Source organism: Seonamhaeicola marinus (assembly GCF_008085455.1).
This window is the reverse complement of record NZ_VSDQ01000367.1, coordinates 1-391: the sequence shown is the minus strand read 5'-3', so window position 1 is coordinate 391 and position 391 is coordinate 1. Positions and strand designations below refer to the sequence as shown.

Annotated in this window: 1 protein-coding gene; it reads left to right on the top strand. The window is 29.4% G+C overall.

Annotated features, from left to right (window positions below):
* Positions 1-238: 238 nt before the first annotated feature.
* Positions 239-391 (top strand): IMP dehydrogenase (locus FUA24_RS04960; protein ID WP_148540282.1); only part of this gene is annotated, 153 nt, incomplete at its 3' end.

The following is a 391-nucleotide window of genomic DNA, read 5'->3' as shown; positions in this document are numbered from 1 at the left end:
GCCAAAACATTGAAGACTATTGATAAAATGGCACAAGGTAAAGGTATTTACACCTTCATTGTACCTAAAGAAGTTGCTTTTTCAGGAGATTTATCTGATAAAGAAAACAGATATAACTACGCTATAAATACCCTAAGGACCTATTGTATTAATAATTATGATTAATTTAATGTAAGCATAAATCTATTATCGTTATTAATATTGTATATTTGCACGCAATTATAAATGTAATTGCAACATGACATCACATTCAAACAAAATTGTAGGAGAAGGTTTAACCTACGATGACGTCCTTTTAGTTCCTGCATACTCAGAAGTATTACCTAGAGAAGTAAATATTCAAACAAAGTTTACTAAAAACATTACCATTAACATTCCAATAGTCTCTGCT